General features: G+C 54.2%; 29 protein-coding genes and 1 tRNA gene. 16 read left to right on the top strand and 14 right to left on the bottom strand.

The window, feature by feature from the left end; genetic code table 11:
• Positions 1–92 precede the first annotated feature (92 nt).
• A complete protein-coding gene (locus ACR0AO_RS19465) occupies positions 93–671 on the bottom strand; it encodes a GNAT family N-acetyltransferase (RefSeq protein ID WP_480607307.1) in 579 nt (192 codons plus the stop codon).
• A 245-nt stretch (positions 672–916) separates the two neighbouring features.
• On the bottom strand, positions 917–2257 hold the full coding sequence (locus ACR0AO_RS19460) for an RNA polymerase factor sigma-54 (RefSeq protein WP_480607304.1): 1341 nt from the start codon (positions 2255–2257) through the stop codon (positions 917–919).
• 125 nt (positions 2258–2382) lie between these two features.
• On the opposite strand from ACR0AO_RS19460, the gene ACR0AO_RS19455 reads away from it, so the two are divergent.
• Complete coding sequence (locus ACR0AO_RS19455) at positions 2383–3336, top strand: hypothetical protein (protein ID WP_480607302.1); 954 nt, start codon at positions 2383–2385, stop codon at positions 3334–3336.
• Here the strand turns inward: ACR0AO_RS19455 and ACR0AO_RS19450 are convergent.
• From ACR0AO_RS19450 to ACR0AO_RS19440, 3 genes are read right to left on the bottom strand one after another with little or no spacing between them, the layout of a single operon-like run.
• Positions 3333–3512: a hypothetical protein gene (locus ACR0AO_RS19450; RefSeq protein ID WP_480607300.1), complete on the bottom strand. Its 180-nt coding sequence runs from the start codon at positions 3510–3512 to the stop codon at positions 3333–3335. The two genes, ACR0AO_RS19455 and ACR0AO_RS19450, sit on opposite strands and share 4 nt — an antisense overlap.
• Positions 3513–3542: 30 nt before the next feature.
• Positions 3543–4673 carry a WD40 repeat domain-containing protein gene (locus tag ACR0AO_RS19445; RefSeq protein ID WP_480607298.1) on the bottom strand — a complete coding sequence of 377 codons (1131 nt, stop codon included), beginning with the start codon at positions 4671–4673 and terminating at the stop codon, positions 3543–3545.
• Entirely contained in the window at positions 4666–4953 is a 288-nt protein-coding gene (locus ACR0AO_RS19440; RefSeq protein WP_480607295.1) for a hypothetical protein, read from the bottom strand. Before ACR0AO_RS19440 ends, ACR0AO_RS19445 begins: the two co-directional genes overlap by 8 nt.
• A 60-nt stretch (positions 4954–5013) precedes the next feature.
• On the opposite strand from ACR0AO_RS19440, the gene ACR0AO_RS19435 reads away from it, so the two are divergent.
• The 10 genes from ACR0AO_RS19435 to ACR0AO_RS19390 all read left to right on the top strand — a co-directional run bounded on the left by ACR0AO_RS19435 (position 5014) and on the right by ACR0AO_RS19390 (position 16129).
• Positions 5014–5289, top strand: a complete 276-nt coding sequence (locus ACR0AO_RS19435; RefSeq protein ID WP_480607293.1) for a hypothetical protein — start codon at positions 5014–5016, stop codon at positions 5287–5289.
• Positions 5290–6250: 961 nt separating this feature from the next.
• Complete coding sequence (locus tag ACR0AO_RS19430; RefSeq protein ID WP_480607291.1) at positions 6251–7915, top strand: aromatic/alkene/methane monooxygenase hydroxylase/oxygenase subunit alpha; 1665 nt, start codon at positions 6251–6253, stop codon at positions 7913–7915.
• An 85-nt stretch (positions 7916–8000) separates the two neighbouring features.
• A complete protein-coding gene (locus ACR0AO_RS19425; protein WP_480607288.1) occupies positions 8001–9059 on the top strand; it encodes a 2Fe-2S iron-sulfur cluster-binding protein in 1059 nt (352 codons plus the stop codon).
• 51 nt (positions 9060–9110) lie between these two features.
• The gene (locus ACR0AO_RS19420) at positions 9111–10175 is read left to right on the top strand and encodes an aromatic/alkene monooxygenase hydroxylase subunit beta (RefSeq protein WP_480607285.1); all 1065 of its coding nucleotides are present in this window, start codon (positions 9111–9113) and stop codon (positions 10173–10175) included.
• A gap of 18 nt (positions 10176–10193) precedes the next feature.
• Entirely contained in the window at positions 10194–10565 is a 372-nt protein-coding gene (locus ACR0AO_RS19415; RefSeq protein ID WP_480607282.1) for an MmoB/DmpM family protein, read from the top strand.
• Positions 10566–10653: 88 nt separating this feature from the next.
• On the top strand, positions 10654–11679 hold the full coding sequence (locus ACR0AO_RS19410) for an amidohydrolase family protein (protein WP_480607279.1): 1026 nt from the start codon (positions 10654–10656) through the stop codon (positions 11677–11679).
• 4 nt (positions 11680–11683) lie between these two features.
• Positions 11684–12487 carry an iron-sulfur cluster assembly protein gene (locus ACR0AO_RS19405; protein WP_480607276.1) on the top strand — a complete coding sequence of 268 codons (804 nt, stop codon included), beginning with the start codon at positions 11684–11686 and terminating at the stop codon, positions 12485–12487.
• 69 nt (positions 12488–12556) lie between these two features.
• Positions 12557–14194 carry a chaperonin GroEL gene (gene groEL, locus ACR0AO_RS19400; protein WP_480607273.1) on the top strand — a complete coding sequence of 546 codons (1638 nt, stop codon included), beginning with the start codon at positions 12557–12559 and terminating at the stop codon, positions 14192–14194.
• Positions 14195–14251: 57 nt separating this feature from the next.
• Positions 14252–15295 carry an NAD(P)-dependent alcohol dehydrogenase gene (locus ACR0AO_RS19395; RefSeq protein ID WP_480607270.1) on the top strand — a complete coding sequence of 348 codons (1044 nt, stop codon included), beginning with the start codon at positions 14252–14254 and terminating at the stop codon, positions 15293–15295.
• A gap of 129 nt (positions 15296–15424) precedes the next feature.
• The gene (locus ACR0AO_RS19390; RefSeq protein ID WP_480607268.1) at positions 15425–16129 is read left to right on the top strand and encodes an aquaporin; all 705 of its coding nucleotides are present in this window, start codon (positions 15425–15427) and stop codon (positions 16127–16129) included.
• 89 nt (positions 16130–16218) lie between these two features.
• Here ACR0AO_RS19390 and ACR0AO_RS19385 read toward each other — a convergent pair whose 3' ends face one another.
• The 6 genes from ACR0AO_RS19385 to ACR0AO_RS19360 form a co-directional block, all read right to left on the bottom strand.
• On the bottom strand, positions 16219–18243 hold the full coding sequence (locus tag ACR0AO_RS19385) for a sigma-54-dependent Fis family transcriptional regulator (RefSeq protein WP_480607265.1): 2025 nt from the start codon (positions 18241–18243) through the stop codon (positions 16219–16221).
• Positions 18244–18313: 70 nt separating this feature from the next.
• On the bottom strand, positions 18314–18799 hold the full coding sequence (locus tag ACR0AO_RS19380) for a hypothetical protein (RefSeq protein WP_480607262.1): 486 nt from the start codon (positions 18797–18799) through the stop codon (positions 18314–18316).
• A 523-nt stretch (positions 18800–19322) separates the two neighbouring features.
• Positions 19323–19718: a VOC family protein gene (locus ACR0AO_RS19375; RefSeq protein ID WP_480607259.1), complete on the bottom strand. Its 396-nt coding sequence runs from the start codon at positions 19716–19718 to the stop codon at positions 19323–19325.
• Positions 19719–19809: 91 nt separating this feature from the next.
• A complete protein-coding gene (locus ACR0AO_RS19370) occupies positions 19810–20103 on the bottom strand; it encodes a ribbon-helix-helix domain-containing protein (protein WP_480607255.1) in 294 nt (97 codons plus the stop codon).
• 234 nt (positions 20104–20337) lie between these two features.
• Positions 20338–20781: a hypothetical protein gene (locus ACR0AO_RS19365; RefSeq protein ID WP_480607252.1), complete on the bottom strand. Its 444-nt coding sequence runs from the start codon at positions 20779–20781 to the stop codon at positions 20338–20340.
• Positions 20782–20817: 36 nt separating this feature from the next.
• Positions 20818–21186, bottom strand: coding sequence for an antibiotic biosynthesis monooxygenase family protein (locus tag ACR0AO_RS19360; RefSeq protein ID WP_480607248.1), 369 nt, complete (start codon positions 21184–21186; stop codon positions 20818–20820).
• 103 nt (positions 21187–21289) lie between these two features.
• On the opposite strand from ACR0AO_RS19360, the gene ACR0AO_RS19355 reads away from it, so the two are divergent.
• Positions 21290–21760 (top strand): MarR family winged helix-turn-helix transcriptional regulator, encoded by a 471-nt coding sequence (locus ACR0AO_RS19355; protein ID WP_480607246.1) that lies wholly within the window; start codon positions 21290–21292, stop codon positions 21758–21760.
• Between the two features lie 176 nt (positions 21761–21936).
• Here the strand turns inward: ACR0AO_RS19355 and ACR0AO_RS19350 are convergent.
• Positions 21937–22012, bottom strand: a tRNA-Ala gene (locus ACR0AO_RS19350).
• A gap of 158 nt (positions 22013–22170) precedes the next feature.
• On the bottom strand, positions 22171–22491 hold the full coding sequence (locus tag ACR0AO_RS19345) for a TIGR02300 family protein (RefSeq protein WP_480607243.1): 321 nt from the start codon (positions 22489–22491) through the stop codon (positions 22171–22173).
• 101 nt (positions 22492–22592) lie between these two features.
• Between ACR0AO_RS19345 and ACR0AO_RS19340 the strand changes: the two genes are divergently transcribed.
• The 3 genes from ACR0AO_RS19340 (at position 22593) to ACR0AO_RS19330 (ending at position 24864) form a co-directional block, all read left to right on the top strand.
• Positions 22593–23288: a M48 family metallopeptidase gene (locus ACR0AO_RS19340; protein WP_480607240.1), complete on the top strand. Its 696-nt coding sequence runs from the start codon at positions 22593–22595 to the stop codon at positions 23286–23288.
• Positions 23289–23318: 30 nt separating this feature from the next.
• The gene (locus ACR0AO_RS19335; RefSeq protein WP_480607238.1) at positions 23319–23966 is read left to right on the top strand and encodes a GntR family transcriptional regulator; all 648 of its coding nucleotides are present in this window, start codon (positions 23319–23321) and stop codon (positions 23964–23966) included.
• A gap of 298 nt (positions 23967–24264) precedes the next feature.
• Entirely contained in the window at positions 24265–24864 is a 600-nt protein-coding gene (locus tag ACR0AO_RS19330; protein ID WP_480607235.1) for a VPLPA-CTERM sorting domain-containing protein, read from the top strand.
• Positions 24865–24969: 105 nt separating this feature from the next.
• Here the strand turns inward: ACR0AO_RS19330 and ACR0AO_RS19325 are convergent, their stop codons facing one another.
• On the bottom strand, positions 24970–25782 hold the full coding sequence (locus tag ACR0AO_RS19325) for a methyltransferase domain-containing protein (RefSeq protein ID WP_480607232.1): 813 nt from the start codon (positions 25780–25782) through the stop codon (positions 24970–24972).
• Between the two features lie 159 nt (positions 25783–25941).
• Here ACR0AO_RS19325 and ACR0AO_RS19320 point away from each other — a divergent pair, with 159 nt between their 5' ends.
• The gene (locus ACR0AO_RS19320) at positions 25942–26955 is read left to right on the top strand and encodes an ABC transporter substrate-binding protein (protein WP_480607229.1); all 1014 of its coding nucleotides are present in this window, start codon (positions 25942–25944) and stop codon (positions 26953–26955) included.
• The last annotated feature ends 12 nt before the right edge of the window (positions 26956–26967 follow it).

Below are 26967 nucleotides of genomic sequence, written 5' to 3'. Positions count from 1 at the left end.
TGGCAATCTCGCCGCGGTTGGCGATCAGGATTTTCTTGAAATCGGTCATTGGCAGGTCCCGGAAGTTAGCGGTTGGCCGTGTTTTAGGCGGGTCAGAGGGATGGGAATGAGGCGCCGCGCAGGCAAGGGGGCTCCTTTGGCGAACACCCCGATCGCGTCAGCGAAATGCTAAATCGCCTGAATTCCATCGCTTTTCCATGGGCGAACGAAAAGCGTTTGAATGGAGCTGCTGTTTCCTCGAAACCGGCTTTGCGCAGAAGAAGGATGGAGACCGTGTTGTTTGCCAGACAACAGGCGTCTACTTGCTGGATGTTCAATGGCAGTTGCTTCAAAAAACGACGAACGGCCCAGTGACCTATGCCTTTGTTTTGCATATCTCGGCGAAGCCAAAAGGACAGTTCGGTTCCAAGACTGACAATGCCGATCACGTCCTCGCCGACACAAATGGCGCTGGCGATTACATCCGTATCGGCAAGGAAACGGGTGTACTCCTGCAGCGCGATGTGATCGATAGGTACCGGCAATGCTGCAAGCCACTGCAACAGATCACGATCTCGCAGTGCCCTCCGAATGGCCAATGCATCCGATCTTCTAAAGGGGCGCAAAAATGCCTTGCCGTTACAGGTTGTTGGATCGCTTACAGAGCATTTTCTGACCCCGGGGAAAATCATGGGCAACACCCTGCGCGCTGCGGTACTTCGATCTGGTATCTATCGGGGTCTGAATTGCAAAAGAAGCGCGCCAATTGTGAGCCCTCGTGATCAAATTCAACATTGTCCTGGGGGTTCCAGCCAAGCTGTGCCATTCGCTTGTGTTCTGCATCCGGAACGCGGATCATACTGTGTACCCCTTTGACCATCTATTCGTCTTTCCTTGGTTTAGAGCGTCGGCAATCAAGACGACGGGGCGTTTGGTTTTAGTGATTTCTGCGGCTGTGTTCGTTGGCCAACTGCGGCCTTGAGAGAAGCGTTGACAAATCAGCATGTTTTCGGCGCAAGGCGGGTGCGCTCAGTCCTATCGATTGGCGATATTTGGTGACCGTTCGCCTGGATAGGTCCAATCCGGCCTCGCTCAGAAGTCGGAAAATATCTGTATCACTCAGCGGGAATCGCTTGTCTTCGCGCGCAATGGAGTCTCTGATTATCTGAAGCGCAACATGTTTGGTGCGGGGCTGGCCACGATATATGACCGGTGCACAAAACAGCGATTTTACCGCAATGTTACCCTGTGGGCATTGTAGCCTGAGTCCGGTCACGATGCGACTTACCGTGGCTTCGCTGACACCAATATCGTCCGCAATATCGCTCATGCGCATAGGGCGCAGGGATGCGTATCCTTTGGTCGGAAAGTCACGTTGCCGTAGGAAAATGGCATTGATTACCGCGAGTGTGGTTGAACTTCGAAGCTCGAGGGCCGCTTTGAAAGACTTTGCAGAATTGGCCAACTCGCCAAGCTGTGAAGAACTGGAGAGATCGGCGCCATTCTCCGGCATCGAAGACAGGGTCAGACGAACACTGGGAAAACTTGATTTGTTGAGTTCAATAACAAGTTCTCGGTCAACGATCGTGAGGATGGCGTCGCAATCCCGCAAAATTGTCTCGCCGTGCTCAAACCGGGTGCCGGGTTTGGGGTCCATTCGCTGGATGTGTTGCAGGCAACGTGCAACGTCGGTTGGGTCCGCGTTCAGGCGTTTTGTTAGGGCTTGAAAGCCGTATTCCAAAACTGCGTCCAAATGCGTAATCAACCGATCCATCAGATCATCCAGTAATCCGCGGTCAATGGCCTGCAGCCTGAGGCAGTCGCGTAGATCCCGAGCAAACAATCCTATCGGTTCGAGGGTTTGAAGTTGGCTTAAGACCTGCTGACATTTTGCTTCATCAAATCCGGCATTGCGGGCAATCTCTTTGACTGGTTTGCCCAGCCATCCGCTTGGCTCGATTTCCGCCAGAAATGCCAGAGCGATTTGTATATCTGCTTCTGAACTCAAGATCAGCGGGAGGTGTTCGGTCACGTGACGATAGAGACTTACCCGAGTATCACAGGCCACCTCGGGGCCTTCTTGAAAGTCGCGTGGCGGATAAAAGGTTCCGAGGTCATGGGTCGCCCGGTCCGCAATCACAAACGGGTTCCTTTCGATCATCTCAGATAAGTGGTCAAGCATTTCGGCCTTGGTCATGCGCATCACGTCGAAGGCCTGAATCATGGACCGGTTAAGTGCACGCGTCTGACGTGATTTTGGCGTAAGGATCAGTCCCATCGGTCTATCCTTTGGCAAGCCTCAATCGACAGCTGCCAATGCAGCCTGGGCTGCAATCCTTTAGTGGCTTGTCGGACCGGCAATCGTTGATACATTGGCTTTTGCAATGAAAGACCACCACCGCCATGCAGATTGACCTTGGACAAGATAAGCCGGTTTCTTTCGAACGGAGCTATCCCGGCATCTCGCCGCAGTTGATGGCCCGAACCCGCCAATTGTGGTCGGCGCGAGGCTTGGATCTGGACGAAGTCTGGAGCAACACGATAGTTCGATTTCGCGGTTTCCAAAGTGGCGGTAACTGGGTTCATGACGGCGATAGCGGACCGATCGACAACTTTTTCATGTTTGACCAGGCGGTAATGTGGGTTGCTTCGCTGCATGCCAGCGCCACTGTCGCTGCAAATGTCGCCGATACTGGCCTGACCGCACCGCAATGGGCGGCCATGCGTGCGTTGACGTTTCGAATGATCGAACAGTTGGACGCCATCCGATTGCTGTTTCTGACGGATCTCCCGACGCCTTCGATGCAGATTGCCCGCTCTCTCTCCGAGGGCGTGGATATGGCATTGGCCTTTGTTTCCCGACCCAAGCTTGCAAAGCGCTTTGTTGAGTGTCGAACAGTCGACGAAGCCAACGAATTCTGGCGCCGTCACATCGCAGGCGGCCGCGCCTATAAGGCTGTGAGTGAACAGCTCTATCGAGCGGGGTTGGAGTTGAACCAGTCCGAGGAATACGAAAACTGGCGGCGTCACGTTCAAACGATCCTGAGCACTGCGGTGCATACTTCGTACCGTTCGCATGAAACGTGCCGAGAGCCTTCTGTGGCCGGGCAGTTCAGCGAGACTGGAGATTGCCTTTATTATGTGACGCTTCGGTTGCAAGAGATGTGTGCCTATTCTCATGGTCTTCGCGCAGAGTTTTCCGAAGACCTGTCGGTTATCAGTAAAAAGAGCCAAGACGATGGGCGGGGCGGTCTGGAAAGGCTGACACCTGCGATCTCCGAGATCACAATGGATCAGCTGCGGTGGACCCTGGATTCTGGATCCACCGGCGCACGTTCCGCCAGCCTAACGCTTTAGTGTTTGATTTCTTCCTGCGGCCCGATCTGGTTCTTTGCGATCCATTGTGCCGCCATCACCAACGCCCCCATGGCAAAGTCCTTGCCATGCTCGTCGATCATTTCTTCGGCGATTTTAGATAATTGCGCAAAGTAGCGGTCTTTGCTTTCTTCTTCGGGTGAAAGTTTATTGTCCATCGTACATCCCCTTTTCTCTGTATGGTGGAACTATTTGAACATCTGGGTTGGGAACGTGACCATCGCGACCTTGCCCGAGGCGAACCCAATGGCCAGGTGTTCGCCGGTTTTCGACCAGCTCAGGCTGCTGACTGTCGTGTCGCGTTCTTGATGGAGCATCATGTCCTGAGACGTTCCGATACTGGCGAGTGTAACCAGCCCACTGGCATACCCCGTGGCGACGATGTTTCGCTCTGGGTGTGCAGCGATTGAATTCAGCACAACAAATCCGGGTTTGCCGGTCGTGAGGGCGGTGCCAGGTTTGTCATCAACCGGCAGATCGCGAGTGTCCCATCCCGCCAGGCGATACGCGCCCGAAGTCACCAAGGCATTGCCAGTTTCACTGAAAGCAACCTTGCCTACTGAACTTGGGTAGCCCTCGACGCACTGAACGGAGCATTTTTTGCAGTCTATGATATAGAACCGACGATCAGCCGAGGCGCAGGCCATGTAGCGGCCCGATTTCTGCCAGCAGATTTCGGTTATGGTTCCAGCGCAAGATAAGGCAGTCGGGCTGCTGTCGGCAGCACTTGGTTGTACGATACTCAAGGTATCCGCCCCCCATGCCGCGACTGAATTGCCATCGTGCGATACAGCCAGGCACGAAATCGGGTGATCGAGCGCAACCTCGGACTGCACGGTCATATCTGCTGAGTTGATGAGTTCGAGATGGTAATCTCGCGCGATCACCAGCAGGCCGCCGGTATGGCTGGCGGCCAGGGCTGTGACCCGGCCCTGCCGCGGTCGCTGTCTGCGTACGACCTGACCACCGGCTGTAATCTGTTGAATGGCTCCGTCAAGATCAATGGTCGTAAAACCTTGTGTGCCGAAGCGAACAATTGGCAGATCAGTACGAACCTTGATGTCAGGTGTCAGAAGTGGCGCGATCGGATTCTCGCGCGGGCGTATAGTCGTGCGACCAGTGTCCAACTCCAGCCGAGTGCGAATTTTTGGGCTTTCTGCGTCTTTTGTCGATGCCAGAGCAACCATTCCCGAAGAAAGTCTAAAGACCGCTGCGGTATCATCAAAGTTGAATGAGATTTGAGAGATTTCATCATCAAGTGTCCATTCCCTAGCCAGCAGATCGAAAAGAGAGAGTCCGGATGCGCTATTTTCAACCATTATTGTTCTCCATTTCAGTCAACCTCTCGATTCTCTCGTCTATTTTCGCGACGCTTTTTTCCAATGCGGTTATTCGGGATCGGCTATTTTCAAGTTCGATATTTAGCTCGTCTCTGGAATTGCAAAATTCCAGAGAATTAGAGTTTTTTGCCAAAAGGATATCAATGCCGTTCAGCTGCCGCAGAATTCGCAGATGCCCCGCGTTTTCTTGAGAAAGCCTGCTGATGAGAAGCGCGCGCTCCGCAAATAAAGACGGAACATTTTCTGATTGACCGGGCATCTAACTTCCCCTTAGGGCTAGAAGGTTCCGGATCGAATCATAGTTAAAAAGGAATGAACCATGATTAAGGGGAGCGCGACCGAAAGATTTATTAGGGTGCTGAGTGTGGTCAGTGCTGACATATTGGGTTTGGAATGCAATGTTGCAATTGCTGCAAGAAATGCGCTCGAAAATCCAACGCCGGCAAACATAGTCAAGGTGCAAGAGGCGCTTGTGGATATCACAGAATCCGAAAGAGAACGCATCATGCGCGAAACGCATTCTCAATTGCGTAACGATATTGAGGCAATTTGGGACCAGTTGCCATATGCCAAAAAAGCGACTCGTTCTATTTGACAGACGGCTGTAACTGTTGCCGGCATGTCGGGCGTTTATGTTTCTTTGTATTAGTTCCATTTCAAACCCTATTTGGACGCGTGCGGCGTTTCGCACACGGGTTCACTGGAAGCCCACTGTGAAAGCACTGGGGGAGCTTTTCCTCACCGGTTGAGTGATTTTCTCAATCAGTTTTCGGCGATGAAAATATCACCAATTCTGTGCGTCACAAAGTTCTAATCTCGTTTTTATGTCTCTTAAACTAACCTTTTTTTCAAATTCGGGCAGCCATCAGTTTCGTATTGTTACAATTGTAAAATTGGATGGTTTCAAATTTTTACATTTTGGTAAATCGAAGAGAATCCGCCTTGGCGTGAGCGAATCACGGGGCGGTCAAAATGTGCTCCATGAATTTAAGTGGCGAGAAATAGCGCGATTGGGTGTTGGGGATTTTTCTTAACCGATGTTGGATTGGCCATAGGTGGTTCAGGAGTGTAAATTTGGCGGAACAAGTGTAACGAACGTAAATTTCCTTTACGATTTTGATACACTTTGGATTTGTGCAACCGTTCTCTTCACTCCGTTGGAGTTTTGAGCGCCAAAAAAAGTGCCGAATATTTATTGTTAAAATTGAGCGGGTTAGCAAAATTCCGCGCCGGTATTTTAACATTTGGGCCACCGCGCAGCCAAATTGGCACGACGCTTGCATGTACTCCCTTATAACGCCGCGTTTCCGAAATCTGGAAACCACCAAGAACGAAGGAACAGGGAGGTTCCATTTGCAATATCGATGCCAGTTCGCCCGAGCAACGTACGGCAGTCAGCAAGTGGTGATACTACCTAAAACCTTTGCCGTGATCCGACTGGTCGGGGCTTTCAAGCGTATTTCGATGTGCTTGTGGAACCTTGGCCTATCAACTGGCAGCAAGCTGCTGCCTCCAACCGACCGTGCAAACGGTCAGAGCTGAAGGAGGCTCATGGCATGGCGATTACGCTAAATAAGATTACATCCCAACGGGGGATTTCGGTGGGAGAAGCCACCAAGAAAATCTCTGATTTGGGCTGGAATCCGACTTACGTCCAGGAAGCGAATACCTTTCCGACCGATTACAAGATCACCAAGGCCCCGCGCGACCCGATGAAGCAGGTCTTGCGCTCCTACTTTCCGATGGAAGAGGAAAAGGACAACCGGGTTTATGGCGCATTGGATGCGGCGCTGCGGGGCGACATGTTCCGCAATGTCGAGCCGCGCTGGATCGAATGGATGAAGCTGTTTCTGGCGATCATCCCGTTTCCCGAAATCTCCGCAGCCCGTTCGATGGCAATGGTTGCCCGCTTGGCGCCGGGCGAAGACCTGCGCACCGGCTTTACCATGCAGATGGTCGATGAATTCCGTCACTCCACAATTCAGATGAACCTGAAGAAGTGGTACATGGAAAACTACATTGACCCAGCTGGGTTCGATATCACCGAAGAAGCATTCGGCAAGTGCTATGCAACGACCATTGGTCGTCAGTTCGGCGAAGGATTCATCACCGGCGACACCATGACCGCTGCGTGTATGTATCTGACGGTCGTTGCCGAGACAGCGTTCACCAACACTTTGTTTGTGGCTATGCCGTCAGAGGCCGCCCGGAATGGTGACTATGCTCTTCCCACCGTGTTCCTGTCGGTGCAGTCGGACGAAAGCCGCCATATCGGCAATGGTCATTCGTTGCTGATGGCCGCGCTGAAAGAACCTGACAACCACCAGTTGTTGGAACGCGATCTGCGTTATGCCTTCTGGCAGAACCACGCCATCGTTGACGCGGCCATCGGTACGTTCATCGAATACGGCACCACCAACCGCGACAAGGAAAAAGAATCCTACGCGGAAATGTGGCACCGGTGGATCTTTGAAGACTACTACCGCACCTACATGCTGCCGCTTGAGAAGTATGGCGTCAAAGTTCATCACGACGATGTTCAGGAAGCCTGGAAGCGGATCACCGAGAAGAACTATGTCCACAAGGTCGCTCAGTTCTTTGCCGTTGGCTGGCCGGTGAATTTCTGGCGGATCGAAGCTCAGACCGAGAAAGATTTCGAATGGTTCGAGCACAAGTATCCGGGTTGGTACGCAGAATTCGGCGACTTTTGGAAGTGGTATGCGAAGCTCAGCGTTCCCGGTCAGAAGGTCATCACCTTCAATGAAGAGGTCGGCTACGTCTATCCGCATCGTTGCTGGTCTTGCCTGGTGCCATGCCTGATCCGCGAAGACATCGTTGTTGATGAGATCGACGGCGAACTGCACACCTTTGCGCACGAGCTTGATCGCTGGACCGCCGTAGAAGCGTTCTCGGATGAGTACCAAGGCCGCCCGACACCGGCCATGGGCAAGTTCTCGGGCAAGCGTGAATGGGAAACTGTCTATGACGGTTGGGATCTGGCTGACGCCATTCAGGATCTCAACTTTGTCCGCGAAGACGGCAAAACCCTCGTTCCGCAGCCGCATCTCCGCTTCGACAACAAGGACATGTGGACGCTTGACGATGTGCGCGGCAACACGCTGGGCTCACCGCTCAAAGCTCTGCGTGGAATGTCCGATTCCGAACGCGAGGCGCACCTGGCGGACTACCGTGCCGGCTTCACGATCACGCCGTTCAACTAAACCCAACTACCGCGGGGGCCAAACGGCCCCTGCATCCCGCAATTCGAAGCCACCAACAGGTTTCGAACCACAGGAGACACGAAAAATGAGTGACGTATACAACGTCCGACTTGAGCCGGTTGGCGTGGAATTTGAGGTCGAAGAAGAGGAAACCATCCTCGACGCCGCATTCCGCCAGGGCATCGCGTTGCCACATGGCTGCAAGGAAGGACAGTGTTCAGCCTGCAAATGCGTTCAACTGGATGGCGAGACCGAAATGTTGAAATACTCGACGTTCGCTCTCAATGACTTCGAAAAAGACAGCGGTCATATTCTTATGTGCCGGGCGCTTGCTTACAGCGATGTTGAAATCGAACTCCTGAACTTTGATGAAGAGGTTTTGTCGAAATCCATTCCGGTCAAAGAATTTGATGGCCGCATTGTCGATTTCCAAAAGCTAACCCACGACATTCGCGGTGTGGAAATTGAAATTGATGCACCGCTTAAATTTTGGGCGGGGCAATATGTCGACATCACGGTCACCACCGAAAAAGGGGAGGAGATTACACGTTCGTTCTCCATGGCAAATACGCCGAGCGAAGCCCAAAAACTCTCCTTCATCATCAAAAAATACCCGGACGGAAGATTCTCAAACGAACTCGACGCCGGGGGGATCAAAAAAGGTGCGACGGTCAAGATCAGCGGACCCTACGGAATGTGCTTCCGTCGAGAAGACCGGGAAGGGCCAGTGATACTGGTTGGTGCTGGTTCCGGAATGTCCCCTGTCTGGTCGATCCTGAATGACCAAATAAGCAGCGGAGAGGACCGCCCCATCTATTTCTTCTATGGTGCGCGAACACAAGATGACCTGTTCAAGCTCGGCGATATCTCTGAACTGACAGGGGCCAATGGCAACGTCCAGTTCATTCCGGTTCTAAGCCATGCGGATGACGACACATCATGGGACGGAGAACGTGGTTTCGTTCATGAAAGCGTCGACCGGTTTCTGAAGGAACTGGATGCGGACGGTGAGGGTGATGTCTATGCCTGTGGTCCGCCGCCAATGATCGACGCGCTGACGCCCGTTCTGTTCATGAACGACTTCGATGCAGATCGGATTTTCTACGACAAATTCACACCGACTTCTGGTTCATCGGCCCACTGATGCTGGGCTGATCACTGGTCATGTGAATGAAACCAACCAAGGGAGGCTACAATGGTAGCTACATCAAGTTCTGTCGGTTCTGGGGCCGCGGGTGCCGCAACATTCGTCGGATCCACAAGCCGCAAATACAACTACTTTGAACCCAGGGGGAAACGGGCCACCCACTACGAAGACGTAACCGTCGACGTGCAACCTGATCCCGAGCGCTATCTGATCCAGAACTGGATTATCGAGTTTGAAGGCGGCAAAGGTGGCGGTGCCTATCAAAAAGACAATACCGCGGCCCTGAGCTCTAACTGGCATGCATTCCGTGCTCCGGATCAGGAATGGGAACGGACCCACTACCAGCGGCAGTCGAAAATCTGTTCGATGGTGAAAGCCGTTATCGACAATGCTCGCAAAGCAGGCGCTCATACCGCATTTGACAAAACCTGGGAACGAATTCTGCAGACCCACCTGGGTGCGTGGAAACACGCTGAGTTTGGCCTTGGCACCTCGCTGATGCAGGCGCAGCGCTATGGCTACACGCAGATGATCAACAATGCGACACTGACCAACTCGTCCTACAAGATGCGCCTGTGTCAGGACATCACACTGTACCTGGCCGAGATCGGAATGGACATCGACGGCTGGGATGACGAGCTGGGCAAAAAGGCGTGGCTGGAAGACCAAATCTGGCAACCATGCCGCGAAGCCATCGAAACGATCATGGGCTCCGAGGATTACCTTGAGCAGTACTTTGCGATCAATCTGATCTTTGAACCTCTGGTCGGTGAACTCGTTCGGTCCGGTTTCTTTATGCAAGCAGCAGCCGCAAACAACGACTTCATTACCCCGCCGGTGATTTCTGCTGCCGAAGCGGACTATGAGCGCAACCTGGCGAACGCCATTGATCTGGTTTACCTGCTGGCGAACGACGAGGAGCATTCAGCCCACAATAAGGCGCTGTTCCAGTCCTGGATCAAAAAGCATGGTGATCTTGCAGACAAAGCTGCCAATGCGCTGCAGCCAATCTGGTCTCAGCCCCATTCCAAGCCGGTTTCATTCGAAGACGTCAAAGCTGTTTCCCATGAACGGGTCGGCCAGATCCTCAACGAACTCGGCCTGAGCCGCTAATCAACAGGAGATAAGCCAATGTCGAACGTAGCCCGCGACGCATCGCAAGGTAACATATTCAAATCCATGAAGGATATTGAGTTCAAGCAAACCATCTCGGACCAGTGTGGCGTCACGATGAATGACTCGGTCGAGGCGCGCGCCATCGCCGAATACATGGATGAAGACCCAACTGTAACGGTTACGCACAATCCGGCCACAATCCGTATCGACGGCCGTGGCAAGCTGATCTTCAAGATGGATGAAATCAGTGAATTTCTGGGCCGCGAAATGACGGCGGAGCTTTTTGAAGTCAACACGTCCACCCACTACGGACGCATGGTTCGAGTTGACGACAATACCGTCATATTGTTCGGCAACATGGACGATGTGTTCGAGTACATCGAATAGCCACGCTGCAGAACAAGTCCGGGTTCTGCCCGGGCTTGTTCCCCTCAAGATCGTGATCTGAACATTCAGAAAACCCCAGGAGGAACAAATGTTTAAAACCAAGGATGGCAAAGAGATTTTTGTGGTCGACGGTCATACCCATTTTTGGGATGGCAGCCCGGAAAATCAAAGCAACGTCCACGGCAAGCAGTTTATTGACTGCTTCTATGCCTATCACACCAATCTAAGCCCGCCAGATCAGCTTTGGGAGAAAGGTCGCTTCGAGAAATACTCGGTAGATGACGTGTACCGCGATCTTTTCGTGGATGGACCTGATGATGTCGCCATCATCCAGTCCACATACTTGCGGGATTTCTACAAGAACGGATTTTCCAGTATCGAGCGCAGCACCTCTATGGCGGCGCGGCATCCGGAACGCTTTATCGTGAATGGTTCGTTCGATCCGCGCGATGGCGAGAAGGCACTGGAATACATCCACTACATGAAGGAAAACTTCGACATTCAGGGCGTGAAAATGTACACGGCCGAGTGGAATGGCGATAGCAAAGGTTGGGCGCTGAACGATCCGGCGGCCTACAGGTGTTTCGAACTCTGTGACAAGCTGGGCATCAAGAACATTCATGTCCACAAAGGCCCGACCATCATACCGCTCAGCAAGGATGCATTTGATGTACATGACGTTGACCATGCTGCAACCGATTTCCAGAATCTGAACTGGATCATCGAACATTGCGGCCTGCCGCGTCTGGATGATTTCTGCTGGATTGCGACCCAGGAGACGAATGTCTATGGCGGTTTGGCAGTTGCGCTTCCGTTTATCTTCTCGCGCCCCAGGTACTTTGGTGAAGTTATCGCAGAGCTGTTGTGGTGGGTCGGAGAAGACAAACTTCTGTTCGGATCAGATTATGCGATCTGGACCCCTCAGTGGCTGGTCGAACAATTCTGGGAATACCAGATTCCGGAAGATATTTCCGCCGAACGTGGTGGAGTTCAACTGACAGATGAGATCAAGGAGAAGATCCTGGGTCTGAATGCGGCGAAACTCTACAATATTGATGTTGAGGCGAAGAAAAAACAACTCAGCGCCGCCCCTGTCCAGATAGCAGCGGAGTGATCCGATGTCTTTGGAGATGCTTAAGGACGAACTGGAACTCGAAATCTGGCAGCAGCTGGATCTTGTGACTGACCCAGAATTGGACGAGCCCATCACGGAGATGGGGTTTGTCGAACTCGTTGAAGTCAATTTGGATTCAAAAGTGGTGGAAGTTGAGTTTAGGCTTCCGACCTACTGGTGTTCTCCAAATTTTGCCTTTCTCATGGCGTTTGATATTCGCCATGAGATTGGCAAGCTGAAATGGGTTCAGGGCGTCAAAGTCACTTTGAACGACCACTGTTTCGCCGATCGTGTCAACGAAGGTGTCAATGGTCAAAAGGACTTCAACGAAGTGTTCCGGGAATACTGCAACGGTGAAGAGCTAAGCGCCGTTCGAAACAAGTTTCTGGAAAAGGCTTTCATTCGCCGTCAGGAAACAGTCCTGCTCGCCTTGGAAGAGCGTGGGTTTTCCAGCGCAGAGATTGTCGACATGACGTTGGAGAAGTTGGATTCAATCCGCTTCGACAGTGGTGAAGAGGAAAAGCAAAAACCGCGATATCGTTCATTGTTGATGTCCAGGGGGCTGGCCAAGACAATCAGCGATCCGGCTTTTGTCACCTGGGATGGCGAGCGCCTGACGTCCAGTGGATTGCGGGAATACCTCGGAAAGCTTCGCGGAGTTCGGATCAATATGGAGTTCAACGGAGCACTGTGCCGTGGGCTGCAATCCACCCGGTACAAGGAAGTTGAGATTGGCGAAGATGGACCAACATTGATCGACTTCATCCAGAACCGGGTTCCACCGAAAGGGGCTGAAGCGCACAGCTAAGCGCACACTGCACCCCCTACCGAATACAGCAAAAAGTCATCGATACTCGAGCGATGGCAAGGAGAAGTTATGGCTAAACTACTGATACACAACGGAACTGCCCGGCATGCTTTGGCTAGGGGTGTTTCGAAATTGGCCGCCGCGGTGGAGCCGACTCTGGGGCCCAAGGGTCTGAACGCGATGATAGACCGGCCGGTTGGCACTCCTCTGGTTACACGCGATGGGGTCTCCATCGCTTCCGAAATCGAATTGCCGGATCGGTTCGAAAACATGGGCGCGCAGGTGGTGCGCGAAGTCTCCATGCAGACAAATGAGGTTGCCGGAGACGGTACCACAACGGCGATTGTTTTGGCCAATGCGCTGATACAGAAAGGGGTCGAGATAACGGCCAGTGGTGTCAAACCGGTTGATCTGTGCAAGGGCATCGAACTGGCGGTTGAAAAGATCATTGACGGTCTCGATCAGTCGTCCCGGTCCTGTGACGACAACCCTGCCTATCTTGACGCCGTAGCGCGTGTGTCGGCGACGGACCCCGAGCTTGGCTCACTGGTTGCCGAGGCGTTTAAACGCGTGGGCAAAGAGGGCGTCATTACTGCGGATTTCGCGGTAACCGTCGACACCACGCTTGAGGTGCTCGAAGGCATGTCCTTTGATCGCGGGTACATTTCGCACCATATGGTCACAGATCAGGACAATATGGAGGCGGTGCTGGACCATCCCCTGATCCTGATGACGGATCACAAGATCCTGCGCCCAGAAATACTCGATAACGCGCGCGCAATTGCAGATCAGCAAAATCGCCCGCTGTTGATTGTGGCGGAAGAGATTGCGCCAGAAGTCGTAATTGCGCTGATGGACGGGGGCGGTGCAGGTAAGTATCTGATCGTTCACCCACCTGAATACGGTCACTGGCGCGCCGCCATGATGGATGATCTGGCGATCATGACCGGTGGCGAAGTTCTGGCGCGAGATCTTGGCAAGAAAATCGAAAACGTCACGCTAGCCCAACTGGGAGGGGCCCAGAAGGTCAAGGTCAGCTCGTCCTTGACCAGCGTATTGCGGGGCGAGGGCGATCCGGCCGCGATCCGTGCAAGACGGGCCCAGGTTCAGCGTCAACATGATGTTGCGCCACCTAACATCGAACAGGACAAGTTGCGCGAAAGGGTTTCGAAGCTATCCGGCGGGACGGCGGTTATCTACGCGGGCGGGTTCACCCCAGTCGAGCAGAAACGCAAGATTCAGCTTATCGAAGATTCCCTTTGCGCTGTCCGCGCCGCTTCTGAAGACGGCGTCGTTGCTGGGGGCGGTACTGCGCTGGCACAAATCGGCGCTGTTTTGGATGACATCGTTTCGGCCAACGAAGGCGACGTCAAAAAGGGTGTGGAACTTGTTCGTTCTGTCCTGACCAAGCCGGTGCAAAGGATTGCCAGCAACGCGGGTGCAGACCCAGTTGCGGTTGTCGCTTCGGTCACGTCGGCTCAGCAGGGCCATGGCTACGATGCCTCAACCGGTGAGTTTCGCGATATGTACGAGGCAGGAATTATTGACCCGGTGCGCGTGACGGCGAGCGCTTTGGTGAACGCGACGTCTGTCGCGACTCTCATCCTCACAACCGAAACTCTGGTCGGAGATCTTTCCGAAGGAGAGGCCGATCCGACTGAAGGCCCCGCCCTGGGCGGCGGCGCTGAGCTGTTGGGTCGCCCGTAACCGAAATCCGGTGCCGGCAGGAAAATGTGTCGGCACAAATCCACGAGAGGGAAGAAAATGAAAGCCGCACGGTTATACGAATACGATCCGGCAATGAATGTTCAGCTGAAAATCGAAGAGGTTTCAGCACCAACGATCAATTCCCCGGATGAAGTTGTTGTCAAAGTGGGGGCGGCTGGACTGTGCCGCACTGATTTGCACATCATCGAAGGTGTCTGGAAAGACATAATGGATGTCGAAGGCAATCTGCTGCCTTACGTCATGGGCCATGAAAATGCGGGTTGGGTAGAAGACGTAGGCAGTAATGTTACGTCGGTAAAGCCTGGTGATGCCGTGATTTGCCATCCCCATCGTAGTTGTGGGATCTGTCTCAACTGCCGTTATGGTCATGACATGTACTGCGACCACGGCTTGTTTCCCGGTCTTGGACTGGATGGCGGTTTTGCCGAATACTTCATTACGAACGAAAGTTCGCTGATCAAATTGAACACCAATGTGACACCGCTGGAAGTTGCCCCGATGGCGGATGCAGGGATTACGGCATATCGCGCAGCCAAGCGAGCAGCGGGTTTGGTGTATCCAGGTGCATATGTCACTGTGTTGGGTGTCGGCGGGCTGGGCCACATTGCCATTCAGTGCCTGAAAAATCTGTGTGGTGCTCGCATAATCGCGGTTGACCGAGAGCCCGGTGCTCAGGCTTTGGCAAAGGATTTGGGTGCAGACATTGTATTGGACGGCGGCCCTGATCTGATTGAGCAGGTGATGGACGCCACCGGAGGTGGCAGCCACGTCGTCATCGATTTTGTTGGCGAGCTTGGTGTCGAAAACATCTGTTGGAAACTTCTGCGCCAAGGTGGCGAATTGGTTGTGGTTGGATACGGCGGCACGATCGAAGTTCCGACAGTCGACTTGGTGGTCAATGAAATCAAGATCGGCGGCAGCTTGGTCGGTGACTATACAGAGCTTGTTGAACTCATGGAGTTGAATGCTGATGGATTGGTGAAAATGCATCAGACGGAATACTCGCTGGCCAATATTAATCAGGCAATCGACGACTTCAAAAACCGCCGATTCACGGGGCGGGGGGTTATCGTTCCCTGACCACAACTGTCACGAGAGCGAACATCGGTAGTTCGCTCTCGTGCCTGAAATCAAACCACCAAAACAATGGGTATCCTGTGCACCTCTGGGCACGGGCTTCAGAAAACGTATCTGCAAATGGAGGAAAACATGCAGAAACTGATTGCAGAATGCCTGGGTACTTTCACCCTGGTGTTCATGGGCTGTGCCACTATCATTTTCATGGTTCACGAGGTTGGCCTGCTGGGTGTGGCCGCGGCCTTTGGTCTGACCGTCGTCGGTGTCGCATACGCTATTGGACATATTTCCGGGGCGCACCTTAACCCGGCCGTAAGCCTGGGAGCTGTCATCGCCGGTCGATTGTCCCCTTCCGATTTTGCCGGGTATGTCATCGCCCAGTGCCTTGGGGCCATCGCGGCAGCTGCACTGTTGTATGTGATAGTCCAAAGCAAACAGGGTGGTTATGACATTGCCACAAACGGTTTCGCTCAAAACGGCTGGGAGGACTATGGTGTTGTCGGTGCCTTTTTGTTCGAATTCGTAGCGACTGCGTTGTTTCTGATCGTGATTCTCGGAAGCACGGAAGAAGGGGCCGCTGGTGCGAACGCAGGGTTGGCAATTGGCTTCACGCTGGTCGTTATTCATTTGGCCGGCATTGTCGTTTCTGGTTCTTCGGTTAACCCTGCAAGGTCGCTGGGCCCGGCATTGTTTGCGGGTCCCGAAGCAATTGGCCAGCTTTGGCTGTACATTCTGGCGCCCTGCCTTGGTGCTGCACTCGGTGGCGTGGTGCACCGCAAGTTTCTGTCCAACGATGCACGTGGCAGTCGCAAACTCGGAGACGCAAAACCCGCGTGAGAACTGACATCAGGACCGGCGTTCGTTTCTCCCCCGAACTTCTTGCGTCCTGACAAAACGGCGGCGGATATCGTTCCGTCGCCGTTTTCTTATTTTCCGCGATCAAGTCCGTACTGCCGGATTTTCCGATACAATGTTGGTCGCGATATGCCCAATGTCACCGCAACTTTCGTCAGGTTGCCGTTTTCCTGTTTAATCGCTCGTTGAATTGCGCGCGACTCGATGCTGTCCAATCCCAGATCCGTGCTTGGTGCATTGGGGGATGTTCCAAACAAAAAATCGTTGTCATCGGGTTCGGTGATCTCTTTGGGAAGATCCCTGACTGTAACAGGTCCATTTCGATGCAGCAGACAGAGTCTTTCAATCGTATTGCGTAACTCGCGCACATTTCCTGGCCAGTGGTATGTGCGAAGCATTGCCATTGCTTCACTATCGAAATTCAAAGGCTCTCGCTCGAACCTTTCGGACAGAACTCTGTTGAAATGCTCAATTAACAGATCCACGTCGCCGCCACGATCCCGAAGTGGTGGAACGTCAATTATTATTGTGCCAATTCGATAAAAGAGGTCCCTGCGGAAACGGCCGGTTTCGATATCCTGCCTCAGGTTCCGGTTCGTCATTGCAACAAGTTGAACGTCTATCGGGCGTCTTTTGTCACAACCGATCCGATACACTGCACGTTGCTCCAATGTCCGCAACAAATAGGTTTGCAGTTCAGGAGGCATATCGCCTATCTCGTCCAGACAAAGAACACCGCCGTTTGCCTGCTCAAATTTACCGGGTTTACCTTCGCGTAGTGCACCCGTGAAAGCGCCGGCGACATGACCGAAAAGCTCTCCGCCGATCAACTCTCCAGAGATCGCAGCGCAGTTTACCGCGACATAGGGGGCCTTTTCTTTTGTATGATTATAGTGGATCAGCCGGGCAAAGAGCTCTTTTCCGACCCCAGTTTCACCCTGAACTAAAACCGCAACTTTGGCTTTTGCCGCCCTCCGGGCGAACTCGATCGCTTCCAGCATCTTTGGGCAATCGCCCAATATGGTAATTGTGTCTTCCTCCACACCAGCTCTTGGCTTGATCGTTATACCTCGAGGTCGGGCGGGGGTTTGCACATGGGTCTTCCCGGGCAAGACCAGGGCCGCGCCCTTCACCTCATCGCCCAATTTTAGAAGGTCAATTTTTGAATTCACCAAGGTGGGAGACAAGGCTGCAGCCAAATCTCCGTCCGTCATGCTTGGCTTCCATGAAAGGAGGTGCTTGCCTATGGAAAAGTCGTCAGATTTTTTACCAACCGCTTTGTCGATATTCTTGTTAAATACAATGCGGCCCGTGGAATTCAAAAGCACAACGGCATCTTCGTGGTTGTGTGATTTTGGCAGGTCTATGAACGCTTCGAGCAGGCTCGTGCGTTCTTCGCGCTGTTGCTCTGCCAGTGCAATCTCGATCTCCCTCGCAGCGGCAACAACAAGCGCCATATTATGAGGTCGGAAGATATCTGGAGGCCCGGAAAGATCGACTACGCCAACTATTTGGCGATCCAGCGGATCGAAAATGGGGACACCTGCACATGTCCAGGACTTTATCCCCTGGCAAAAATGTTCAGATGCATGCACGAATGTAGGTTGGCCGGTGCGCAGAGCGGTCCCAATGCCATTGGTGCCGATAACTTGTTCATCCCAGACACCGCCTATTTCCAATTGAATCTCGCGTCCGGTGTCTAACGTCTGTGCGTCGCCAATCGCGTCAATTATCGTTCCGGATCTGTCCGTTAAGATCAGTATTGCGCCTGACTCAGTCAGGTGTGGAGCCAACCTTTCAAAAGCTGCTCTGGTTGCGCGGCAAAGCGCGTCGTTTTTGCGCCTGAGGCCGTAAACTGCTTCGTTGCCAATTTTTTGCGGCGTTGCTCCGGATAGCGCGTTAATTCCCAAATCAGTACATCGCGCCCAAGATTGCAGAATTTCCCGCCGCACATTCTGTTCAATTTCTTCTGTCGTATGGCCCAGTTCGATAAATTCTTCCCAGGCGCTCATCGTGGCTTTTTGCTTACCTACGATTGCAGAAACGTCAGAATGAACAGAGTTCGTTACTCGCGAGGTCGATTTCTTGTTTGGCATGGCTTTCTTTCGACAGATACGCACGCTTGGCGTTTTGCGCATCCTTAACCGGCTGATTTCATTCTAAACCTCAGAGGTTCAAACGCTTAGCTATCACATCTGCCAACTTTTCCCTGATGTCATCGTTTTCGATCACGATCCCATCTAGATCCCCCAATTGTTTTTCGGTTTCGGGGTCAACGGGGGATACGAATCCGTTTTGCTTGGTCGCGAGAGCGAAAAACTTAGTGCCGCTTTGATTGGTGCGAAGTTGACCCAAGAATTCCATCTGCTTTCCAGAGTTTGCGTCCATGACAAAAACCCGGTCGTTTAGACTGATCCGAATGACCGGTTCCGGTTCTGAAACGGCTGTGGCTCCACCAAGGATATGAATGCTCATACCTTCCGGCTGGGGTTCTTTTTTCGCCTGCGCCATTCTGGCCCGGGACCGGGAAAACTCGCCATTGCTGATCTGGTCCGCAAGTCTGTGAATGGTGGATCTGTTGCCCTGAAGCAGCCGTTTTGCTTCCGCATCTTCACGGCGGGGACCGTCTTTTTTCGAAAAAATGTCGACCATGATCTAGCTCCAAGTTTTCCATGTGTAGGATCTTTGAAACACACCTGCCCACTCTGCAGCTGAAAGCGCAAAGCGAACCCAACCCGGAGAGATCTCGTTCCCGCTGTCCGGCGCGTCATTTTGTCCTGTTCGCTACACTCAGGCTAAAGAAAACGATGGGTTGAGTCTAGGAATTTGGTCCCGAAACACCAATAAATTATGACTTTTTCGCGCGAATCAACTCTTTGGCGGACCGCTTCCTGATTGCTACATTTTAAGCGGAGTTCACCGCTCGGAATACATGATCAGAGGAGCGATTATGCTGTATCGGAAGATCGATCGAATATGCGTTGGTGCATTACTTTCCGGATCAAAAAACGCACTCGATTATTGCCGATCACGCGCGTGCCGTTGGTTTAACCGGTGCCAACACCAAAACCGGCCCCGGCTGCCATGGATCGAGACAGTAAGTCGCGGCGATTTAAGTTTTTGTTTTTATGCGTGTATTTCATTTCCTCTTCTCTCTTTCAATTGCGGATGTCCGCTATTGGTAGTGCCCGGCGCGCTGCAGAACTTCGATTTCGTAGCCGTCTGGATCTTGAACGAAGAAAAACTTGGCAATCAGATCGCCGTCTGGCGCGAATTCGACGATTTTTCTGGGGCTCAGCCCTTCAGCCTCAAAGCGCGCATGCTCGGATTCCAGATCGTCGACAGCGAAGGCGATATGACCGTACCCGTCGCCTAGGCGATACGGTTCTTCACGGTCTTTGTTGATGGTAAGCTCAAGCTCAAAAGAGCCCTCGTCGCCCTTAAGGTAGACGAGTGTAAACGCCGAAAAGTCGAGGCGATGTGATACTTTGAGCCCAAATGCCCGCTCATAAAAGTCAAGCGACCGCTCTTCGTTTAGAACGCGGATCATGCTGTGTATGGCTTTTGCCATGCCTTCCTCCGAACCATTTTGTTGGTTCGAAAAGGCTGACACTTTCTGGCAGCGCCGGGTAGTAAGTGAATACTACAGTGTAGGAATCTGCTTACTCGGCCGCGATCCCTGGTTCGCCGGCGCTTCCAACATTTTCAATGTGAAGCAGACAAGTGCATCGCAGCAGAGAGGTGAAATTCTTCGTTTCGCCGTGTATTTCAAGAACTTCGGAGTGAAGTCTGGATATGAATCCAGGTGTAGAAAACCCCTCTTTCTCGGCGAGTTCGTCGACGATCGACCAAAACGACTTTTCTAGTCGTATGCTGGTGCTTTGACCATTCAGCCTCATGCGACGCGTCTCATTCTGATAGCGCTCCGGGTCTTGGCCGGCAAACATCTGGCACATACCAATCCTCCCTTCGGTTGTCCCATGAATGCGTGCGCCGACGCCCCCAATTGGTGCATTTTGTTCTGTCCGGCGCGCGCTCAAACTAAAGCAAGCAAGTTTTTTCGTAAACAGCGCTTCCCGAAGCACCCGTCGACAAACCAGTTGAACGAGGAAGCATTGGTGCAAGTAGACGCAGCAGATGGCGTATCAGGTCACCGGCAGGCGGGTTGCACCTGTTGTTGCTTCGTGCCGTCAGCTTACTCGCCGGATCTTCCCCGTCATCTTTAATCCATCACGAATGTTCATGCCCATCATGGTGAGGTTTGCCGCGCCAGCGATCAGCTCAACGACCTGGACAATGTAAAATGCGCTATCAAACGCGCCAGCGGAGGCCTTGCCAGCCAGGAACCATGCGGCTGGAACCAGGATAATCAAACCGTTCAACGCGATGATGGGCATACGGTTTTTCTTTGCCCTCGTCAGCGCGTCTTTGCGTCTGCGCCCCATGGCCATACCTGACCCACCAGCAACGACCATGGCAGGGATGAGAATGAACATCCCCTTTAAGATCAAAGCTTTGACGTCTGCGATTACCTCGTGGCTCGTGAACAGCTCGCTGAACACAGTGGATGTCCAAAACAGGAGGATCGTCAGGAATCCGATGCCGCCTGCCATTGCGTGGATTTTTGTTTTCATTGATGTGCCCTCTTTTCGCCTGTCACCCAGAAGTTTTCAGGCAGTGCAGCAATTTGGTACGGCGACTTTCTTGAACAGGTGGGGAGTCGCCACTGCGCTTGAGGGATAATGGCTCAGCTGCTGCTGAAACTCGGGGTTCGAGAACGCAGCGCGGAAGTCGGAAACTGACTCCCAGACGGCATAATTCAGATACATGCTGCTTTCACCAATCGCCTTATGGAGTTGAGTGCTGATGTATCCATGTTGCTTCTTCATCCATTCGGCGTCGCACTTCCATGCTTTCATCAGGGAATCCTGGTCCGCGGGATCGACTGTGAAGAGATTGATGAGAACGACTGGGTCGGCATCGATGCCCAATTGCTGTTCAATGGGAAACTCGGGGTCGAGAGGTTTGAGGTTCACCATATTGTCGCTCCTTGTTAGTTCGATTATTTGGTGTCATGTTGTCAAATATCGTGATCACAAACCATAATGACAATATGTTGTCAAATAAAAATGAGGGGGTGTCATGTCGGATGAACAATGGACCAAAGAGGGCGAAGCAGTTACTGCGTTGATACTGGACGTTTTTCGGCTAAACGGCCGGTTGCAGCTCGCAGGTGATCGAATTGTTTCCGAGCTTGGCCTGACAAGTGCCCGGTGGCAGATCCTCGGTGCAATCGCCTATTCTGATCGACCGGAATCAGTCGCGTGGCATGCGCGAACCATGGGTGTTCACAGGCAGGGTATTCAACGGATCGTCAATGAACTGATCAGAGAAGGCATCGTTGAATCTCAACCAAACCCACACCACAAGCGCGCGCACCTGATCACTATGACGGAAAGAGGGAGGAGATTGTTTGATGCCGCCCTCGCGCGCCAAATCCCTTGGGTGAACGAACTGTCAAACGATCTTTCACTGGCAGACATCGAAAAGGCGCAACACGTCGTCACCCACCTCAGGGCACGCTTAGAAGATAATCTGGCTCAACAAGATTAAAACCCAACAAAAAAGACCGAAGCTCAGCACCCCGCTCACCTGCGCCTGCCCTAGCGGCCAACGGAAGTAGTGGATGCCGTGTCCGGACACGAGAGGTACGCATGCAACTTCATTTTGTGTCACACCTGTGTGTCACACCGCTCTAATGCTTGCTATCTGGTTGTTCTGTTAGGTTTTGGTGGAGCCTAGGGGAGTCGAACCCCTGACCTCTTGCATGCCATGCAAGCGCTCTCCCAACTGAGCTAAGGCCCCATACCGTGCCGCCGGTGCGGTGGACGGACGTTTATGCAAGGCCGGTGAAGAGTGCAAGCCCAAAAAACACTGGTCGGGCCAAAAAAACTTCCGGCTGCGGGTCCCCTCGGATGCTTGCCTCGGGGACGGCGCGGGGCATCGCTGCCCCGTGCGGGTTCTCAGGAATCGTCCTCCGACGAGACGTCGGTGATGTCGTCCAGCGATACGTTGTCGTCGTCGTCATCTTCGAGGAGATCGTCATCGAGATCGACATCGACATCGTCGTTATCGTCCAGAACGAGATCATCATCCGAGCCGGCCTCGCGGGCCTTGACCGATGCGGCGTCTTCGGCATCGGCGGCGATCATCCGGCCTTTGCCGGTGTCCAGTTCCACGATCTCGCCGGTATAGGGGCTGACGATCGGGTTCTTGTTCAGGTCATAAAACCGCTTGCCTGTGGTCGGGCAAACGCGCTTTACACCCCATTCTTCCTTGGGCATGTGAAATCCCCTTGATATCTGCTGAGTCGTATTGACGATTCAGGTCACCTGCCACATGCGGTGGGGACTGTCAAAGCCTTTGCGTAATAGGGAGGCGCATCTTGGGAAGACATGCATTGCCAGGCCATCCTGTCGTGCCGCTGACGCTGCGGCGGTCGGCACGGGCGCGGCGCATCAGCCTGAGGATTTCCCAACTGGACGGGCGGGTTACCCTGACTCTGCCGGCTGGCATTCCCGAAGCCGAGGCGCTGGATTTCGCACGTTCCAAAGAGGACTGGATCCGCAGCCATCTGCAAAGCCGTCCTGACCATGTGCCGGTGCAATACGGGCATGACATCCCGGTCGAGGGAAAACCGCGCCGAATCGTGCCGGCGCCGGGGCGCCGGGTGGAATTGCGACAGGATGAGATCGCCGTTCCGGAGGGGGCGGAGACACGCAGGCTGCAGCGCTATCTGCAGGAACTGGCGCGCGATCGGCTGACGGGGGCCTGCGACGACTATGCCTCGATGATCGGGCGGCGCTATGATCGGCTGACGTTGCGGGACACGCGGTCGCGCTGGGGATCATGCAGTTCTGCGGGCGCGCTCATGTTCTCCTGGCGTCTCATTCTCGCCCCTGCCGAGGTGCTGCACTACGTCGCCGCGCACGAAGTGGCGCATCTGGTCGAGATGAATCACTCGCGCGCGTTCTGGGCCCAGGTCGAAGCGATTTTCGGACCTTATGACACCCCGCGCAGATGGCTGCGGGACCACGGCAGCAGCCTGCACCGCTATCGATTTGATGCAGGTGAGAGTTGACCTTGCCCGGATTTGTGATCACATGAACGCATGTTGACCGCACGCCAGACCGATACCCATTCCGCAACTCATGACCGGGTGTACCGTGCGCTGAGATCCCGGATCATGCATGGCGAGATCCCGCCGGGACAGGCGTTTACCCTGCGCGGGATCGGCAAGGAATTCGACGTGTCAATGACCCCGGCGCGCGAAGCTGTGCGCAGGCTTGCCGCCGAGGGCGCCCTGTTTCTGTCCTCTTCCGGCCGGGTCTCGACGCCGGAGCTGACCAACGACCGGATCGAGGAATTGGCCGCTCTGCGGGCTCTGCTTGAGGTGGAACTGGCCAGCCGCGCCCTGCCGCGGGCGCATATGGCGCTGATCGACCGGTTGCAGGCGATCAACATGACGGTGGCGGAAATGGTCACCAAACGCGACGCGGTGGGTTACATCCGCTCGAACCTGGAATTCCACCGTACGCTCTACCTGCGGGCGCAGGCTCCGGCGATGCTGGCCATTGCCGAAACCGTCTGGTTGCAGCTTGGCCCGACCATGCGGGCGCTTTACGGGCGCCTGCGACGTACCGACCCGCCGCACTTCCATCGCCTGATCATCGCCGCGCTCAAGGCAGGGGACGAGCCGGGGTTACGTCTGGCGGTGCGGTCCGATGTCACGCAGGGTTTGCGGTTGCTCGTCACCTGACCCCGCAGATTGCGCGACCAGCAACCTAAGAGGTGTCAAATTAAAAAGGAACTGCCGGGGCGAAGATCCCTTTTGGGCAATCCACGCGGTGCCGTCAGCCCGGTTGTATCTGCCGGCCCGGGCGGGTGCTAACGGTCGCTATGTCTTTAAAAGAACGGCATTTTGAGAGCATGTCCGCTATGATTTTGGAATTTTGGCGGAAATGTGTTGAAAGATGGGCGAAATCTTGCCATGATGGCGATTACACTTCGCTCGTATTCCGGGCTGGGACAATTGGTTAACAAGTCGAGAGATCTGAATGAAAACTTTTCTCGCAATAGCTTCGTTTGTTGTGCTTTTGGCGACTGGCGTTCATGCCAAGACCTTCACAGGCAATTGGAACGTGTCCGGTAGCGCGTTAACTGACCCGGGTCTGGTTGTGCAAACTTACCCGAGTTCGGGCACGACGTCGTTTGATCTGGATGTGGGTGAAAGCACCACATTCAATCTTTTTGCCATTTGGACCGATGAAACCTGGGTCAATGGCGATGACACAGTGCCACAGTCGCTCAATGTTTCTTTCAACATGACCGATCCCGTTACGAGCGGCACGCTGCCGGGAACCACCGTTGGCGGTTCTGCATTATTCGGAATCATCCAGTGGGGATCGATAAGCTGGTCCAATCCGCTGCAGCTGTATTTCGGACCCGGAGGAGCCGGCCTGCTGACGATTTCGCTCAGTGATGAAATCTTCAACCTGGGTTTCTTCGGACTTGGTGAAGGCAAACGATATGGTGCCATCGTCGAAGCGACCGCCACCTATTCGATTTCTCCGGTGCCGCTGCCGGCAACCGCGTTCCTGTTACTGGGCGGTCTGGCTGGTCTGGGCGTCATGCGCAGGCGTCGCAGAGTCGTCTGAACCAAACCAGTGTCGGATTCATTAAGTGGTGGCCCGGAAAGGCCGCCATTTCTCGTTTCTGGTCTGTGACATGCCGATTTCAGCCCTGCGCTCAGTCCACCGGCATCAGGTCGGCTTTGGTTTGAAGGCGACCTGGCTGACATAGGACATGAAGCCAAAGAACTTGTTGGTTTTTAGTCTCTGGCGCGCTTCCTTCTTCAGGGCTTCTGCCGTTTCGGGGAACAACAATCCAGTTTCGGCCATCCTGTCGGCGCCGCGGGTGATGACGGTCATGAAGTAACCGGCCTCACCTTCGGCCACATATCCGTGCCCTCGCCGTGCACCCAGTTCGAACCCGGAATTCGTCAACAGATCACCCACCTGCCGCATGATCCAAAGGTTGGTGACATTCTGGTTGATCATGAACCGCACGATCTGATCCAACGGGTCGAAATCTCCGATCTGGGCAGTGGCGGTGTCGTAATCGCCATCGCAAATTGCCAACACACCGCCGGGTTTCAGGATGCGGAATGCCTCGTCAATCGCCTCTTCCGGATCTGGCACATGGCACAGCAGAGTGTGCATCAAGACCATATCCACCGACATATCCGGCAATCCCGTTTGCTTGGCATCGCCGATCTGAAAGCTCAGCCCGGGATCGGACGCAAACTGTCTTTCGGCCCGCTCGACCATCACCGGCGAAGGTTCGATCCCCAATGCGCGCGCCGCCCCCGCAACCGTGGTCAGGTCGTGCGTGACATGGCCGGTGCCCGAGCCGAGTTCAACGGCAATGGCATCCTTAGGCAGATTTAGCCCGCGCAGATACGCTTTACGGATCGCGATCTGCGACGGGTCAAGGCACCTTGCCTCCATCGCATCCGCAATCGTGGATTGAACGGCGTGGTCCTGCGCCGCAAGATTAGCATACGGATCTGACATGACGGCTCTCCGAACCCGAATCTGTTCCGCCAGTGTCCCTCAGATCCGCGGATTCTCCAAATCGGCCCCGGATCGGCGGGGCCACGGACAAAGGGTTGAGGGGCTTGGATGATTTCCCATTTTGAGACATTATCCGGCGGACAACAGGGGAGAGCGAGAATGACACAGATCACCCGCCGCAGCGCTTTGGGTTTGATGGGAGGTGCGGCAACGCTGCCCGCCCTGGGAACGCCGGTGCTGGCCAATACCAGGATGACGGTCGGCGCGTTGCGCTTTACCAGCCACGCCGCCTCCTTCGTGGCGTTCGAGCGCGGCTATTTTTCCGATGAGGGGCTGGATATCGAGTTCCGCTTTTTCGAAGCGGCGCAGCCGATGGCCGTTGCGATTGCCAGTGGTGATGCGGATTATGCGGTAACGGCGATCTCGGGCGGTCTGATCAGCCTTGCCGAAAAGGGCGCGACCAAGGTGATCGGCGGCGCACTTAGCGAGGAACAGGGCATCGACGGCCAGATGATCCTGGCATCGAACGCCGCCTTTGAGGCCGGGCTGACCTCGCCGGCGGCGCTGGGCGGCCGGAAATTTGCGGTGACGCAGCCCGGCTCGTCCTTCCACTACATGGGCTCGAAAATCGCGGCGGCCGAGGGGGTATCGGTCAGCTTTACACCACTGCAAAAAGTGGGCGCGATCATCGGCGCGATGAAATCCGGACAGGTGGACGCCTGGTCCATCGTACCCCATATCGCCAAGGCGCTGGCCGGCGGCGGCGCCGTTCAGGTGATCGGGAATGTCGCGGATTACATTCCCGACTATCAGGTCACGACCGTATTCACCTCGGCGAACAACGCCGCCAACGAGCGTGCCCAAACCGAGGCTTTCCTGCGGGCGTTTTCGCGCGGCGCCGAAGATTTCAACGCCGCTCTGGTCGACAAGACAGCCGGTGACGAGGCCGCGGAAGAGATGGTGCAGCTGATCCACAAATACGTCTATACCGACCGCCCCTATGAAAAAGCCGCGCCGTCGATCCGCAACGGTGCGATGCGGATCAATCAAGGTGCTGCGCTGAACATGACTTCGGTCGAGGATCAACTGAGCTGGTTCAAATCCGAGGGGCTGATCAAGGATGAGATCACCTCAGAGGTGCTGGTCGATCCCTCCTATGTGCAGATGATCTGAGCGGGCCGGATC

The sequence above is a fragment of the Ruegeria sp. AF8 genome (assembly GCF_056541825.1).
Note: the sequence above shows the minus strand (reverse complement) of the source record. Positions and strands in the feature narration are given on the sequence as shown.

Bases quoted from the DNA above. Each gene is read 5' to 3' on its own strand.
- ACR0AO_RS19465 (WP_480607307.1), bottom strand. From the start codon at position 671: ATGATTTTCCCCGGGGTCAGAAAATGCTCTGTAAGCGATCCAACAACC.
- ACR0AO_RS19460 (WP_480607304.1), bottom strand. From the start codon at position 2,257: ATGGGACTGATCCTTACGCCAAAATCACGTCAGACGCGTGCACTTAAC.
- ACR0AO_RS19455 (WP_480607302.1), top strand. From the start codon at position 2,383: ATGCAGATTGACCTTGGACAAGATAAGCCGGTTTCTTTCGAACGGAGC.
- ACR0AO_RS19450 (WP_480607300.1), bottom strand. From the start codon at position 3,512: ATGGACAATAAACTTTCACCCGAAGAAGAAAGCAAAGACCGCTACTTT.
- ACR0AO_RS19445 (WP_480607298.1), bottom strand. From the start codon at position 4,673: ATGGTTGAAAATAGCGCATCCGGACTCTCTCTTTTCGATCTGCTGGCT.
- ACR0AO_RS19440 (WP_480607295.1), bottom strand. From the start codon at position 4,953: ATGCCCGGTCAATCAGAAAATGTTCCGTCTTTATTTGCGGAGCGCGCG.
- ACR0AO_RS19435 (WP_480607293.1), top strand. From the start codon at position 5,014: ATGATTAAGGGGAGCGCGACCGAAAGATTTATTAGGGTGCTGAGTGTG.
- ACR0AO_RS19430 (WP_480607291.1), top strand. From the start codon at position 6,251: ATGGCGATTACGCTAAATAAGATTACATCCCAACGGGGGATTTCGGTG.
- ACR0AO_RS19425 (WP_480607288.1), top strand. From the start codon at position 8,001: ATGAGTGACGTATACAACGTCCGACTTGAGCCGGTTGGCGTGGAATTT.
- ACR0AO_RS19420 (WP_480607285.1), top strand. From the start codon at position 9,111: ATGGTAGCTACATCAAGTTCTGTCGGTTCTGGGGCCGCGGGTGCCGCA.
- ACR0AO_RS19415 (WP_480607282.1), top strand. From the start codon at position 10,194: ATGTCGAACGTAGCCCGCGACGCATCGCAAGGTAACATATTCAAATCC.
- ACR0AO_RS19410 (WP_480607279.1), top strand. From the start codon at position 10,654: ATGTTTAAAACCAAGGATGGCAAAGAGATTTTTGTGGTCGACGGTCAT.
- ACR0AO_RS19405 (WP_480607276.1), top strand. From the start codon at position 11,684: ATGTCTTTGGAGATGCTTAAGGACGAACTGGAACTCGAAATCTGGCAG.
- groEL (WP_480607273.1), top strand. From the start codon at position 12,557: ATGGCTAAACTACTGATACACAACGGAACTGCCCGGCATGCTTTGGCT.
- ACR0AO_RS19395 (WP_480607270.1), top strand. From the start codon at position 14,252: ATGAAAGCCGCACGGTTATACGAATACGATCCGGCAATGAATGTTCAG.
- ACR0AO_RS19390 (WP_480607268.1), top strand. From the start codon at position 15,425: ATGCAGAAACTGATTGCAGAATGCCTGGGTACTTTCACCCTGGTGTTC.
- ACR0AO_RS19385 (WP_480607265.1), bottom strand. From the start codon at position 18,243: ATGCCAAACAAGAAATCGACCTCGCGAGTAACGAACTCTGTTCATTCT.
- ACR0AO_RS19380 (WP_480607262.1), bottom strand. From the start codon at position 18,799: ATGGTCGACATTTTTTCGAAAAAAGACGGTCCCCGCCGTGAAGATGCG.
- ACR0AO_RS19375 (WP_480607259.1), bottom strand. From the start codon at position 19,718: ATGGCAAAAGCCATACACAGCATGATCCGCGTTCTAAACGAAGAGCGG.
- ACR0AO_RS19370 (WP_480607255.1), bottom strand. From the start codon at position 20,103: ATGTGCCAGATGTTTGCCGGCCAAGACCCGGAGCGCTATCAGAATGAG.
- ACR0AO_RS19365 (WP_480607252.1), bottom strand. From the start codon at position 20,781: ATGAAAACAAAAATCCACGCAATGGCAGGCGGCATCGGATTCCTGACG.
- ACR0AO_RS19360 (WP_480607248.1), bottom strand. From the start codon at position 21,186: ATGGTGAACCTCAAACCTCTCGACCCCGAGTTTCCCATTGAACAGCAA.
- ACR0AO_RS19355 (WP_480607246.1), top strand. From the start codon at position 21,290: ATGTCGGATGAACAATGGACCAAAGAGGGCGAAGCAGTTACTGCGTTG.
- ACR0AO_RS19345 (WP_480607243.1), bottom strand. From the start codon at position 22,491: ATGCCCAAGGAAGAATGGGGTGTAAAGCGCGTTTGCCCGACCACAGGC.
- ACR0AO_RS19335 (WP_480607238.1), top strand. From the start codon at position 23,319: ATGTTGACCGCACGCCAGACCGATACCCATTCCGCAACTCATGACCGG.
- ACR0AO_RS19330 (WP_480607235.1), top strand. From the start codon at position 24,265: ATGAAAACTTTTCTCGCAATAGCTTCGTTTGTTGTGCTTTTGGCGACT.
- ACR0AO_RS19325 (WP_480607232.1), bottom strand. From the start codon at position 25,782: ATGTCAGATCCGTATGCTAATCTTGCGGCGCAGGACCACGCCGTTCAA.
- ACR0AO_RS19320 (WP_480607229.1), top strand. From the start codon at position 25,942: ATGACACAGATCACCCGCCGCAGCGCTTTGGGTTTGATGGGAGGTGCG.